This window comes from Acidaminobacter sp. QWL-03, assembly GCF_058683855.1.
In genome coordinates this window covers 292,790-305,708 of sequence record NZ_CM178752.1, presented here as the reverse complement: position 1 = coordinate 305,708, position 12,919 = coordinate 292,790, and the positions used below count along the sequence as shown (strand labels likewise).

The window sequence follows — 12,919 nt, the reverse complement described above, 5'->3', positions numbered from 1 at the left end:
TGGAAGCTGCTCTTCCAATCTAATGTGATAACTTTAGCAGCAGGCTATACGACACCCGTTTCGAAAATCAATTCACCCTTTTCAAATCGTCTGACATTCATAGGCTCCAAATCCAAGGTAGTTTTTTCGCCACTCAAATGTTCAGCAAGCAGCAAGCCAATGGCAGGAGAGAGCATAAAGCCTTTACCACAGCCAAGTGCCGTGTAGTACCCTTCCACCTCAGGAATGGAACCAATAATAGGTTGACCATCCGGCGAAATGCCATAATGTCCTGCCCATTGGCGGACTATGCGAACGTCCTTAAGCGCCGGGATTTGAAAGACTGCCTTCTTAGCCATATCTTCCATAAAGGACCAGTCGTGATTATAGTTAATGCGTTTTGGCTCATTTGGAATCCCATAACCCATAACGAAACCGCCATGATGCTGCTGGTTGATATAGGAATCATGGTTAAAGGACATGACCAGCGGTCCCACCATATGCTCAAGAGGTTCCGTGACTAAGATCTGGTGCCTTTCGGGCTCGACAGGGTGGGAGACACCAATCATTTTGCCAATAAATTTCGCATAAGGGCCAGTTGCGTTAATCACTAACGGAGTATTGATTGTGCCCATGTCCGTCACAACCGACTTAATTTTGCCCGCCTCAGTTTCAATGCCCAGCACTTCTGTATATTTTTCAAATTCAACCCCTAAATCCTTGGCGCCCTTTTCAAAAGCAAAGGTCGCCTTAAACGGATTGATGCAACCGTCTTCTTTGCAGTAAAACGCAGCTTCCATGCCCTCAATGTTCAGGTAAGGCACAACATCTTTGGCTTCAGCCCCTGACAGGCGTATTGCCGGAACCCCCAGTGATTGCTGAAGTTTGAGGTTCTTATCCAGTCTTTCGGCCTGTTTCTTATCATATGTAATCATCAGGTAGCCAGACTGCCTGAATTCAATATCGCCGTAGCCCGTTTTTTCTCCTAGCTCAAGAAAAAGGTTGCACGCCAATCGCGACAGGTTGATATTGATTTCTGTGCCCCATTGCTGACGGATCCCTGCGCCGCATCTGCCTGTTGAACCGCTGGTAATATATCTTTTTTCCAGAAGTACAATATTTTTAAATCCCTTAAGCGCCAGGTTGTAGGCTACGGAACAGCCTATCGACCCGCCGCCTATGATGACAACGTCCGCGTTTTTACGCATTTTTAGCACCTCCGGCAACCTTCCCCATTTTAATTGGCTTCACTGGAGCTCTATAGGTCGGCATATCGATATCTTCCATTTTAAGCGCATGATACTTTGCTATTTCCTTTGCGATCAATTCCCTGCACGTACGGCCTTGGCAAGGACCCATGGTGCAGCGCGTGGATCGTTTAACTTCCTCCATTGAATAAGTACCTTCGTCCAACATTTTATGCAAATCTGCCAAAGTCAGATTTTCACACCTGCAAAGATAGACTTTTGATTGATCCATGGTGCTACCTCCCCACTTTAATGCTTCGTACGTCGTAAATAAGCTCTTTTGGTATAGCTATGGTTACAACATTGGTCTTATCAAACTTCTTATTGGACTGGACATTGATCACGTTTGCCATTCCAACGACGTTGCCAAACCGGTCAAGCGCATCCACGACAGCGCCTTTTTCAGGAAGCGGACTCATCTCATACGGAATTTTGATCGCCACTTGATCTTTAGAGTAAGTTTCATCAATGACAAAGCACGCGAGTCCCGGACAAGCACTTATGCAGACTCCGCAACCGCCGCATTTTTCAGTATAGACCGTTGGCGTCTCATTGATATCAGCCATGTTTTTTACAGCACCAAAACTGCAGCTTGTATTACACGGATTGCAGGGAATACTTTGAAAACATTCCATAACCACATAAGGTCCCTTCGCTCTTCTCTCTGGTGATGGGAGAAGACTTTCGAACATTTCTTTACTGACAATACCTAGTTTATTGAACAATGTAACCCCTCCTATCCACAAAGTTGTTCCAAGCCAAACCTGATTTTTTCACCAACAGGACCGGAACGCATCGCGTTCAATTCTTCAATATACTTTTCACGAGAGGATTCGCCACCGTTTGCGTAACCCAGAGCCATAGCAGCGGAAAGACCTGCAATACTGCCTTCAATCATAGCCGCGCTGGCTTCTTCTATGCACGCGACATCACCCGCTACATAAATGCCTTTTGCCGATGTTTCCATAAATTCACTCTTAGTCGGTACATAACCCCCAAGGATCGGAACATACTTCATCTCGCAGCCAATGTGGCGAAGCAGCTCAGATAATGGCGTTAAGCCAACCGCAAGGCAGATTGTATCAATATTGAGTTGTCTTTCAGTACCAGCAACAGGTTCGAATTTCGAATCGATTTCATGAATAATGGCACCGGTAATCGCTTCTTCACCAAGAGCTTCCTTGATCGTCGTCTGTGTATAAATTGGTACGCCCAGTCGCTGCAGCTTGGCGGCGTGTACCAGATAGCCTCCTACTTTTGACGCTGCGTCAATGATGGCTTCGACTTTTACGCCCGCTTGAATCAACTGATAAGAAACGATCAGGCCAATATTGCCCGCGCCTACCATCAGAACGCTGTCGCCAGGTTTGACGCCAAACTGATTCATGAAGGTTTGAACCGCGCCGGCACCATAAACGCCTGGTAAATCGTTGTTAGGAAAGAGCAGCATTTTTTCAGCCGCACCGGTTGTGATGATAATTTTCTCAGCAGTCATTCTGCCGTATTCGAATCGTTCTTCATATGTAATCACGCCGTCTTTATAAATGCCTAAGACAGTAGTATCTGTCTTGACCTGAATTAGCTTGTTTGCGTCAATCATTTCCTGTAAAATAGTAGCAATATCGATTCCCCTAGTTCCTGCGTACTCATGCTCAGAGCCAAAAAATCTGTGCGTTTGCTTGACGAGCTGGCCTCCAAGTTTTAAGCCTCGTTCAAAAAGGACAACTCTGGCACCTTGTTTCGCTGCGGCTATGGCAGCACTCATACCAGCAGGACCTCCGCCTATGACAGCAACTTCAGTATGCAGCATTATCTCTCGCCTCCTATGAATGCGCCTTTGCCTTGCTGCATCTTAACAACCATGCCATCTACAAGGGGTTCAATACAGACGCGGACGTTAGGTTCACCGTTAACTTCCATTAAACATGAAGAGCAGTTGCCAATCGCGCAATAAAATCCTCTGGGCCTGTGATCATGCCTTAAAACCTTAACACCATTCGCATGAAGCGCTGAAGCGATCGTCTCACCTTCATAACCCTTGTACTGCGTTCCTTCAAAATTGAAAGATAACACTTTACTTCTGTCAAATTCAAGCACTGGATGATTTTCGATTCTCATTAATGGCACCTCCTAAAGAAATTGGACTTTTTGATAAAAACTTAGCAAAATGAATATTTTCCAACAACTTGACTACGACTGACATTAATAAATCTCAATTGAACTGCAGTCCTGTTTCCTTCCCAACTCCTTTTTGGGTTGTCACTGCTTGCATGAAATTGATTTGTTAATGCCACTGTAAAGTCTAACGCAAGGTCAGAGTCAACAGAATTTTCAGAAATTTATAATTTGTTCATTAATTCATTCACTTATGTGCTAATTTTGTGATATATTTTCTTGGTATTAATCATGTAAAAAGGAGGCATCTCAAAGAATGACGAAATTTGAAGAGGACAAACTTTCAATTGGACAAATGGCTAAGCTTAATAATATAACCGAGCGTTCGCTGCGTTTGTACCACGAAAACGGTTTACTGGTGCCTGCTTACATTGACGAAAGCTCATCCTACCGTTATTATTCCAGTCACCAATCCAAACGATTAGATATGATCCTTCAAATGAAATCGGTTGGGCTATCCTTAAAACAAATCAAGGATGTCCTGGATAATCATGACCTCTCAATCTTTGAAGCCTTGCTGCACGAACAGATTGACGCTATTGAAACTCAGATCTCAGAACTCGTGATGAATCAAACCGTCCTGAGAAAAAAATTGAACAGCTGCAGACATTTTTCAAATCCACCCTCTCTTGATAATGTCTATATTGAATATCAGCCCATGAGGCATGCCTTTTACTTTGAGATTGAGCCTTATGATTACATAGATGACGCCTCTGAGAGTGTTATGCATTGGAAAAAAGCTTTGAATACCGTAAAAACTAAACTTCACAAATGCGGGATGCCCATTACCTATTTTAGCGATGTAGGCGCAATAATTTCACAGGAGCATTTAATAAGCGGAAAACTGTTATGCGGCGCTGCCTTCATTCTGGCTGATGATAAACCCAGCTGCGCGTGCTTAAAAGAATACACCATCCAATCAGGGACCTACGTATGCGTCTATAATCGTTGGCAATCCGGCGAAAGCAGTCTGGAGGCTAAAGGTGTCAATACTTTGCTGCAATATATCCAGGACAAGGGTTATACCATCTGCGGAGACTACATTGCTGAAGTTGTAGCAGAAACGACTGTGTTTGATTATGAAAGTCACCTCTCTTTAGTCAAAATGCAGATCCCAATCAGCGTAAACAAGTCTGGCAAATAAACGAACCTTAACACTGTGTTAACCTTTGCTTTTGTCCCAAGCTGCGGCTTCTTCCCGCAATTAAAAATTAAGACAAAAAAACGCTGAAACGACTTATAAAAGGTCGTTTCAGCGTTTTTTATTTTTTGAATCCCTTTATATGCAAATATAATTTTTCATCTCATAATCAATTGGTCATAACCCATAGTAACTCTGAATAAGATTGATGAAGCCCTCCATGGGTGGTGTGATCCATTTATTTTTGTTATAGAACAGCTGACTCCAAAATTGGATGTCACAATCATCAACGTCAAGGATGACCAATTCATTCCTTTCAACGCTCTCTTTGACCGTATATTCCGGAAGAAATGAAACCCCAAGTCCTTTCTTGATCAATTTTACTATCGTCTCAGTGTTGTCAATTTCCCAAAATGGGGTCATGAAAACATTTCTTTCAGAAGTAAAATCTTCCAAGGCTTTTCTATAGATCCCGTTTTTCTCAGTTAGGATCAGTGGATGATTAAGCAGATCTTCAAAAGTGACACGCTTCTTCATGGCTAATGGATTTTCCGGATAAGTCACAAAAACGATTTTGACCGGACAGGCAAAGGAACGAATGCAATCTTTTTCAGTAATCTTTTTATCCAATAAGAATATAATATCCAGTTGGTTTTGCTTCAATAGGTTAAACAAATCACTGCCTGAAGCCGTTTTGGTCTCAATTGAGACATTAGGAAACTCATTATGATAATCCACCAGCAGATCATCCACCAACCATACAAAAAGCGACTGTAGGATGCCTATCCGCAGCTGACCGGTATAGTTTTTGGGATTCTTCCCTATTTGTTTTGATTCCTCCGCGATTCGGACCAATTGGTTGGCGTAGATAATAAATTCGTGTCCCATGGGCGTAAGTGACACTTTTTTCCCAATTCGATCAAATAGCGGAAACCCTATTTCTTTTTCAAGCTGGTGAATTTGAACGGTCACTGTGGATTGAACATAGCCTAATTGCTCAGCCGCTTTAGTGAAGCTTCCGGATTCAGCAACTTTCAAAAAAGCGGTCACATTTCTTAACTCCAACGTATTCACCTTCTATCGAAATTTTTCATCATCATTATGAAATCCATTCATTTTACAAATTTCTAATTTTGAGTATATACTAAGGGCAAGATACAGACAAGGCTCAAAACCAGAAATTAAGACAACTTTTGAGCTAAACCAAATAATGCTTAATCCTATGAGGAGGTCAATACCATGTCCAAAATGGAATATTTGAAGGAAATGCCAATCGCAGTAATCGGTGGCGGCGCCGTTGGGAAAACCTGCGCAGCTGACATGAAGCTGGCAGGACGCGAAGTTCGATTGTTTGACATGATGCCATTCGCAAAACAGACTCTGGCCAATCTCGATAAAACCGGGATCTTAATGGATGGCATTCAGCGCAATTTGTACTGCTTCGAGCGTTCCGGCAAAGCTTATTTTGACCTGGTTACCAGTGATATGAGCGCAGCCATCAAGGGTGCCGGTCTCATAGTCGTCGCTGCGCCGGCCATGGCTCATGAACCATTCTTCCGTGAAATGATCCCGCATCTCGAAGATGGACAGGTCATCCATATCTTCACCGACAACTATGCTTCCCTCATCCTCAGACGCCTCATGCGCGAAATGGGCTGTACTAAGAAAATTATCGTCGGCGGCTGGTCTTCAGCGCCTTATGGCACTAGAATCGAATCAGTCAATGGTTTCATGTTCCCTCACGTTGGTGTTAAATATCGCGCCATCACACTTCGCGGCGCGTCACTTCCTATGTCAGACAATGATGATTTTATGGAATCTTCAAAATATCTTCCATGCCTCGACGCTGTTACGCAAGGAAACGGTCCTGATGCCGGCAACACGGTTCTGGATATTGGCTTCTCCAACATTAATCCGGTCATTCACGTTCCGGCTACCATTCTTGGGGTTTCCACCATGGAAAACTGGGGCGTCATCTTTGGCGGATATGACAAAACGACTTACTCCATGTACTCACATGGCCTGTGCCCTTCCATCTGTGAAGTCCAGTATCAATTCTATAATGAAGAGATTGATTTGGCTGAAGCAATTGGCGTCGACGTGCCTAAATATGCTTACGAATCCTTCTTCTCACGCCGCAGTGTACTGACCCAAGAGTATATGGGCCTTGACGAGAATGGAAAAGACAACGTGGTCTTCCCGCTGGACCAACCTTCCACCGAAGGCAACACCGGCCCTAACAGCATTCACCACCGCTATCTGACAGAGGATGTACCAGTTGGCTGCAAGATCTACCACGATTTAGGCGTCCAGTATGGCGTACCTACCCCTGTTATAGACTCCATGATCACCTTGGCAGGCGGCATGCATAAAAAGAATTTCTTCAAGGAAAGCAAATACAATCTCGCATACCTTGGTATTGACAATATGAGTAAAGATGAACTCTTAGCTTACCTAAACGAAGGTATTTATAATCGCTAAAACAATTTAGTGCGGTCATCCCAGGTGGATGTCCGCACTTCTTACAAGGGGGCTTAACTATGGAATTCAAAACAACTTATCAAATTGAAGACTATATTCTGAACACAAGCTGGGAAGATTTGCCTCAAACTATAAAAGAGCGTGCGGTTGTATGCGGGATCGACCTTCTGACGGCACTCATTGTCGGAAGCAAAGGCAAACAGTTTCAGTCCGGTGTCAAGCTCGCGGATACTCTCGGTTTAAAAGGTCCCATCAGCATTCTAGGCGCGCCTGGCAAATACAATCTTCTGGGCGCTACGATCTCCATGTCCCATGCGTCCAACTCCTTTGACATTGATGACGGTCACAATATGATCAAGGGCCATCCAGGCACTTCCTTCGTCGCCGGTATAACAGCAGCAGCGGTTGAAAAAAATGTAACCTATAAGGAATACCTGACTACCCTGATCATTGCCTACGAAACCACCATTCGCTGGGCTCTGGCCATGCAAGATCATTACGGTTTTCTCCACAGTACCGGCGCCTATGGCGCTTACGGCACCGCCGCCGGTATTGGCAGACTTTATGGACTGGATCGAAAATCCCTGAACAACGCATTGTCGATCGCGGATTTCCATGCCCCAATGACCCCGGTCATGCGTTCGGTGGAGTATCCGTCCATGAATAAAGATGGTGTCCCATTTGGTGCCCAGGTCGGTGCAATGGCGGTGCTCGAAACTTTGGCCGGAAGCACCGGTTATGGAAATCTGCTTGAACTTCCTGAATATCAGCGCCTTATCGAAACCATCGGCAAAGACTACGAAGTCCTGCGTCTCTATTTCAAGCCCTATACCTGCTGCCGATGGTCACATCAGCCAATCAAAGCTATCATAGATTTAATGGAAGAACATCAATTCACGCATCAGGATGTGGATAACGTTACCGTCAGCACGTTCAATTCAGCTGCTCGACTTAGCAAAATTGCTCCCAAACGGGCAGATGAGGCTCAATACAACATTGCCTGGCCCGTCGCCTCCGCCCTTGTCTTTGGCGATGTAGGCTACCTCCAAGTCACTGAAGAAGCCCTGGAAAATAAAGATGTTCTGAATACCATGAAAAAGCTCAATTTTGTTGTAGATCCGGAGCTTGACAAGCAGTTTCCGCAAAAACGACTGGCGAGAGTTGAAATTGCGCTGGCGGATGGACGAAAGCTCAAATCCGCTGTCTACGCTGCACCGGGTGAACACACGGATCAGATTGATTTAGATTGGATCACCAAAAAATTTATCCGAATCACGAAGCCTATGCTGAGTGAACTGGATCAAAAAAAGCTCCTGAATGTATTGACATCAGAAATGGATAAACCGGTCACTCAAATTATTGAGACAGTAAATGAGATGCTTCAGTTGAATTAAAAAACAAGAGCCAAAACAATTCAGTTTGTTTTGGCTCTTGTACACTAATTTTCAATACTAATACTACTCCGGATGACTTTGTGCATCTCAATTTGTGGTTAAGTCATGAATTTGGACGTGACTTTCCTCCGGTTGAGGTCAACATGACATTTAGCAAGTTAATCCCTGCCGATAGTCTTTTGGCGACAATCCTGTTATACAGTGAAACGCTCTCGTAAAGGTTGAATTACTGCTATATCCAACCATCATAGCAATTTCCATCACACTGTGCTTCGTATTCGCCAATAGATCCTTCGCTTTATTGATTCTTACATATCTCAAATACAAACTTGGCGAAAATCCCGTCTGCTGTTTGAACCAATCATTGTAGTAGGTCACATTGTAGTTTTCTATTTCTGCCAATTGGCTGACCGTTATTGGTTGATCATAGTTTTCAATCATGTACCTAATGGAAGTTGAGACGCTGTTATCCATCAGTTTGCTATACAAGTAGCTGTAAAGATAACGGACGGATTTGCTGTTTGGATCCTGTTTGAGTTCAGCTTGAATTAAATGGACCAATTCCATGATCTGACCGCGCATTGAGATAATCATTGGATATGAAATCAAAATACCCTCTGTTTTTTCGGACATTTCATCATATAGATTAATCGCCAGGAGCTGACTGAAAAAATGGCACTGATGATTCATTCCTGGAGGGATCACGCATAGTTCTTGAGGTGTCACTTCATAGTCAGACTTTCCAATGCAAATTTTCATGGTTTGATGAAGGGGTACCAGAATTTGCGGATGTTCATGAACATGCTCACCCTGGCACTCATTGTAGACATGAAAATTCATCATATGCGATCCTCCTCTCAGGAATAATATAGTTATTTCAAATTCAACATTCTTCACTTTGAACAATTTGATCTTTTATGATCATTCAAATATTAATTGACCATGGAAGCAACAACAACATAAGATTCATCAGTTAAATCGTCTTCACTTGTTCTTTTTTGTCCTCGTATCCCTACTTTTAAGACCTCATTCATATACTTAACACTGTCTCTTAGGCCTTGAAGCTCAAGTTCGCGTCCCTCTTCTATGCTGTAGCCGCTTAAAGGAAGTTCAATCTCCAGGTCAATTGTATCCAACTCTTCCGGAGCTTCAGAACGCAATATTTGCATGATTTTCACACAATCCACATCCCCTTGTCCAATAGCTGTACCATAAGAATGAGTCCCATCAGGGTCAGTTACAATCTTATTGTCACAGAAGTGTACGCAGTAACAATAGGGTGCCATTTTACGCACACAGGTTTCAATACCCTCCATCATAACCAGGGAGTTGATCGTGTCACAACATGCGCCAACAAGTGGATGAGATATTTGTTCTACCATCCAGATGACCTCATCCGCGAACATATCGCAATGATTTTCAATGGCTACTTTCATGTTGTATTTCTCAATTAGCGGAAGAGCTTTTTTAAACTTAATGGCTATGTCCGCGATCTGCAGCATCACTTCAGGTGACATGCAGGAATGCGAAGTTGGTCGAGGGCGTTCCACATCCAGGCTGAACTTTACCAGCTTGGCCCCAATTGCGCTGCCAATTTCAATAGCGTCCTCTATTGTTGCATTAACGCGTGGATCACATGGCGCATTAAGAGAAACATTGAGTTCCAAATCAAGACCATGAGCTTTTGCATTAGCCTTAACCGCTGCAAGATGCTCTGGAGTCACGTCATTATCTAAATCAACCAAAGTAATGTGTAATACATCAAGACCTACTTCGACAGCTAAATCCATTAGTTTATCCAGGGTCAGAACCTTTTCAAAAGCATGGTTTTCTCCGTAAGTCTGGAATCCCCAGCTCTCACCACAGCCGCTTAGGTGTAGCGTGTAGGTGTGCATGCCTAATTTAAATTTACGGTTAGAATTTTTCAACATTTTCAAGCCCCTTAATAATGTAATTTAAATTCTGTCATTTTTTAATGCTGCCATATCGAATCTGTTGTCATAAAACTTATTTAGACGAATTCTATACTATGACCTTTTTTAACTCTATATCCGGCAATGTTACGGATGCTTCAGCCTCAATGTGTTCCTTATTCAAATCCATCCACAAGTCCGCATTTTTTATACCCAGCTTCTGAGGATTGAAGTATGGTTTCTTCCCTGCTTTGATTTGACTCATATAATCCTTATAAACCACGATCGCTTTCTCAGACAGGAAGATGAGAGCGATCCCATTTACCCAAACCATCATACCCAAAAAGATTTCACTGATCGCCCAAGCTGTACCAGCTGTAACGTTTGCCCAAATAAATACCATAATTGGCATAGCTATACGAAGCACCCAAATAGCAACTTTTCTTGAATTTGAGCTTTTATTTTTCAGCAAATATGCCAATCCTGCTTCTCCTTCATAGTAGTAAGCTATGGAAGTTGAAAACGCGAAGAACAACAAGGAGAACGCTACTATAATGCCACCTATATTAGGCAAAACAGTGTTTGCAGCTTCCTGAACCCAAACAGCGCCTACTATGTTTGAGACTGCTTGGTCTGCCAAAACCGAAGAACCCGAACCGATATGTAAATATTCACCAGTTTTATCAAGGACGTTAAAACAATCTGTGATCAGCATCATTAGTGCACTGCACACGCAAACTGCAACATCTATATAGACTGTAAATGCATTTATTAAGCCTTGCTCAGCCGGATGTGGCGTCTCTGCCGCTGCTGCAGCCGCAGGCGTTTCCCCCATACCGGCGCCGCTTGAATTTACAGCGCGCTTCACACCAAATAAAACCGCACTGCCAAATAATCCACCAAAAATTGCGTCTGTGCTAAAGGCACTCGAGAAGATCATTCTAAAAGTACTAGGAATATCCATGAAATTCGTAACCAGAATTATAATTGTGAGACCAAAATAGAGAACTGTCATAATTGGCACAATGAAAGTAGAGAATTTCGCGATTCGTCTGACGCCACCGGAAATGACCAAGAACAGAAAGAAAGCTACGACAGCTCCAGAGATCACCGGACTGACCCCTAAACTATTTTCAAATGCCATTGCGATATTATTGACACCAGCGCCAACTATGAAAAGCGGAACAGCAACTACAACCAAGATTGCAAAGAGGATTGCTAACGGTTTCCAACCGAGGCCACTTTCAATGTAGTTATATGGGCCACCACGATACTGACCATCTTGGCGAACCTTGTAAACTTGACCTAGCGCGTTCTCTGCATACGCAATCGCAGAGGTTAAGAATGCTGTGACAACCATCCAAAACGTCGCACCCGGACCACCATACATAATGGCAACCGCAACGCCACCAATATTACCTACAGCGACTCGATAAGCTGCTACTGAGAAGAATGTCTCTAAAGGGGAAATTCCTTCTTCTGAACCACCCCCGGATTTGAGCAAACTTAGCTGCAATTTCCAGTTTCTCAATGTTCCAAAATCAATTCTAAAGCAATAATAAATACTGACGATTAAAAGAAGCAATATTACAGGCAGCGCCCAGATCGTACCATTTAAATTATTAATCATTGTCGTAAAATCCATATGTATTCTCCTCCTTGTATTAACCAGTATTTAACATCCTTAACTACTTATTAATAACATTGCATCAAAGTGCAAAGAAGATCAGAATATCAGTCAATCATTATTGATGCGTCATGATACAATGACTTTGTTAATATGTCAATGTATACATAACTCTTCTAAACAACATGTTCCACGTATTTTCGCATTAGGATCCTATGCTTCAACATTTCTTCTTCAGTTGGCGTTTTTACCTCCTTCAATAAATACTCACGACCAAGCTTTCGGTAGGTATCCAGTCCATAGCGATGATATGGCAAAAGTTCCACTCTGGCCAAATGCTTTAAATCAGTGCAAAAGCGGCCGATTTTTTGAAGTTCAGAGACTGAGTCGTTAATACCTGGGATGATCGGTACACGGATAATCATTCGCATTGCATTATCCAGATGATTTGTCTGAACCAAGTTCTTTTTGATAAGCTCATTTCCAGCACCACAAAACTGTTTATGCAAGTCATCACTGAAGAACTTAATGTCTATATAGGCGGTATTCACATATGGCGCTATCCCTTGAATTGACGACCAAGATCCATAGAAGGAGGTCTCAATGGCAGTATTGATGCACTCCCTTTTAGATGCTTGAAGGATAGCTTTTGTAAATTCCGGCTGGGAAAGAATTTCACCTCCGGAGAGGGTGACCCCGCCTCCGGAGTGAAAGAAAAACGCTGTATCCTTTCTGACCACTGACATAACCTCTTCAACTGTCATGACTTGGCCATAAACATTCTGTTCAGTTTTTTCGATATGAAATGCCTGACTTTCAGGTGTTGAGCACCATTCGCATGCCAATGGACACCCTTTCAGAAATACGACAGTGCGCATGCCATCCCCATCGTGGATTGCACCCCGTTTGAATCTTAGTACAACACCCTGCGTTCCGTTGTGATCCATCATAGCAATTGCGCA

13 protein-coding genes are annotated in these 12,919 nt (G+C 43.2%); 3 read left to right on the top strand and 10 right to left on the bottom strand.

Features of this window, described 5'->3' with window-relative positions; translation table 11 throughout:
• Positions 1 to 44: 44 nt before the first annotated feature.
• Genes AC4PHM_RS01320 through AC4PHM_RS01300 form a run of 5 tightly spaced genes read right to left on the bottom strand, consistent with a single transcriptional unit; the run spans position 45 to position 3,344 of the window.
• A complete protein-coding gene (locus AC4PHM_RS01320; protein ID WP_492019104.1) occupies positions 45 to 1,187 on the bottom strand; it encodes an NAD(P)/FAD-dependent oxidoreductase in 1,143 nt (380 codons plus the stop codon).
• Positions 1,180 to 1,458, bottom strand: a complete 279-nt coding sequence (locus AC4PHM_RS01315; protein ID WP_492019103.1) for a (2Fe-2S)-binding protein — start codon at positions 1,456 to 1,458, stop codon at positions 1,180 to 1,182. Before AC4PHM_RS01315 ends, AC4PHM_RS01320 begins: the two co-directional genes overlap by 8 nt.
• A gap of 4 nt (positions 1,459 to 1,462) precedes the next feature.
• A complete protein-coding gene (locus tag AC4PHM_RS01310; RefSeq protein WP_492019102.1) occupies positions 1,463 to 1,951 on the bottom strand; it encodes a 4Fe-4S ferredoxin in 489 nt (162 codons plus the stop codon).
• Positions 1,952 to 1,962: 11 nt separating this feature from the next.
• Positions 1,963 to 3,036, bottom strand: a complete 1,074-nt coding sequence (locus AC4PHM_RS01305; RefSeq protein WP_492019101.1) for an NAD(P)/FAD-dependent oxidoreductase — start codon at positions 3,034 to 3,036, stop codon at positions 1,963 to 1,965.
• Positions 3,036 to 3,344: a (2Fe-2S)-binding protein gene (locus AC4PHM_RS01300; protein WP_492019100.1), complete on the bottom strand. Its 309-nt coding sequence runs from the start codon at positions 3,342 to 3,344 to the stop codon at positions 3,036 to 3,038. Before AC4PHM_RS01300 ends, AC4PHM_RS01305 begins: the two co-directional genes overlap by 1 nt.
• Before the next feature lie 313 nt (positions 3,345 to 3,657).
• Between AC4PHM_RS01300 and AC4PHM_RS01295 the strand changes: the two genes are divergently transcribed.
• Complete coding sequence (locus tag AC4PHM_RS01295) at positions 3,658 to 4,545, top strand: MerR family transcriptional regulator (RefSeq protein ID WP_492019099.1); 888 nt, start codon at positions 3,658 to 3,660, stop codon at positions 4,543 to 4,545.
• A 174-nt stretch (positions 4,546 to 4,719) separates the two neighbouring features.
• Here AC4PHM_RS01295 and AC4PHM_RS01290 read toward each other — a convergent pair whose 3' ends face one another.
• Positions 4,720 to 5,592: a LysR family transcriptional regulator gene (locus AC4PHM_RS01290; RefSeq protein WP_492019098.1), complete on the bottom strand. Its 873-nt coding sequence runs from the start codon at positions 5,590 to 5,592 to the stop codon at positions 4,720 to 4,722.
• Between the two features lie 189 nt (positions 5,593 to 5,781).
• On the opposite strand from AC4PHM_RS01290, the gene AC4PHM_RS01285 reads away from it, so the two are divergent.
• Together AC4PHM_RS01285 and AC4PHM_RS01280 are read left to right on the top strand one after the other, a co-directional pair.
• A complete protein-coding gene (locus tag AC4PHM_RS01285) occupies positions 5,782 to 7,023 on the top strand; it encodes an NAD/NADP octopine/nopaline dehydrogenase family protein (RefSeq protein ID WP_492019097.1) in 1,242 nt (413 codons plus the stop codon).
• A gap of 59 nt (positions 7,024 to 7,082) precedes the next feature.
• Complete coding sequence (locus tag AC4PHM_RS01280) at positions 7,083 to 8,417, top strand: MmgE/PrpD family protein (protein ID WP_492019096.1); 1,335 nt, start codon at positions 7,083 to 7,085, stop codon at positions 8,415 to 8,417.
• 150 nt (positions 8,418 to 8,567) lie between these two features.
• On the opposite strand, the gene AC4PHM_RS01275 is transcribed toward AC4PHM_RS01280, so the two are convergent.
• The 4 genes from AC4PHM_RS01275 to AC4PHM_RS01260 form a co-directional block, all read right to left on the bottom strand.
• On the bottom strand, positions 8,568 to 9,260 hold the full coding sequence (locus AC4PHM_RS01275; protein WP_492019095.1) for a helix-turn-helix transcriptional regulator: 693 nt from the start codon (positions 9,258 to 9,260) through the stop codon (positions 8,568 to 8,570).
• 89 nt (positions 9,261 to 9,349) lie between these two features.
• Positions 9,350 to 10,348: a sugar phosphate isomerase/epimerase family protein gene (locus AC4PHM_RS01270; RefSeq protein ID WP_492019094.1), complete on the bottom strand. Its 999-nt coding sequence runs from the start codon at positions 10,346 to 10,348 to the stop codon at positions 9,350 to 9,352.
• A gap of 91 nt (positions 10,349 to 10,439) precedes the next feature.
• Positions 10,440 to 11,975, bottom strand: coding sequence for an alanine/glycine:cation symporter family protein (locus AC4PHM_RS01265; protein ID WP_492019093.1), 1,536 nt, complete (start codon positions 11,973 to 11,975; stop codon positions 10,440 to 10,442).
• A 158-nt stretch (positions 11,976 to 12,133) separates the two neighbouring features.
• Positions 12,134 to 12,907: a glycyl-radical enzyme activating protein gene (locus AC4PHM_RS01260; protein ID WP_492019092.1), complete on the bottom strand. Its 774-nt coding sequence runs from the start codon at positions 12,905 to 12,907 to the stop codon at positions 12,134 to 12,136.
• Positions 12,908 to 12,919: the final 12 nt, after the last annotated feature.

Coding starts and splice junctions, on each gene's coding strand:
- AC4PHM_RS01320 (WP_492019104.1), bottom strand. CDS start 1,187: ATGCGTAAAAACGCGGACGTTGTCATCATAGGCGGCGGGTCGATAGGC.
- AC4PHM_RS01315 (WP_492019103.1), bottom strand. CDS start 1,458: ATGGATCAATCAAAAGTCTATCTTTGCAGGTGTGAAAATCTGACTTTG.
- AC4PHM_RS01305 (WP_492019101.1), bottom strand. CDS start 3,036: ATGCTGCATACTGAAGTTGCTGTCATAGGCGGAGGTCCTGCTGGTATG.
- AC4PHM_RS01300 (WP_492019100.1), bottom strand. CDS start 3,344: ATGAGAATCGAAAATCATCCAGTGCTTGAATTTGACAGAAGTAAAGTG.
- AC4PHM_RS01295 (WP_492019099.1), top strand. CDS start 3,658: ATGACGAAATTTGAAGAGGACAAACTTTCAATTGGACAAATGGCTAAG.
- AC4PHM_RS01285 (WP_492019097.1), top strand. CDS start 5,782: ATGTCCAAAATGGAATATTTGAAGGAAATGCCAATCGCAGTAATCGGT.
- AC4PHM_RS01280 (WP_492019096.1), top strand. CDS start 7,083: ATGGAATTCAAAACAACTTATCAAATTGAAGACTATATTCTGAACACA.
- AC4PHM_RS01275 (WP_492019095.1), bottom strand. CDS start 9,260: ATGATGAATTTTCATGTCTACAATGAGTGCCAGGGTGAGCATGTTCAT.
- AC4PHM_RS01270 (WP_492019094.1), bottom strand. CDS start 10,348: ATGTTGAAAAATTCTAACCGTAAATTTAAATTAGGCATGCACACCTAC.
- AC4PHM_RS01265 (WP_492019093.1), bottom strand. CDS start 11,975: ATGGATTTTACGACAATGATTAATAATTTAAATGGTACGATCTGGGCG.
- AC4PHM_RS01260 (WP_492019092.1), bottom strand. CDS start 12,907: ATGATGGATCACAACGGAACGCAGGGTGTTGTACTAAGATTCAAACGG.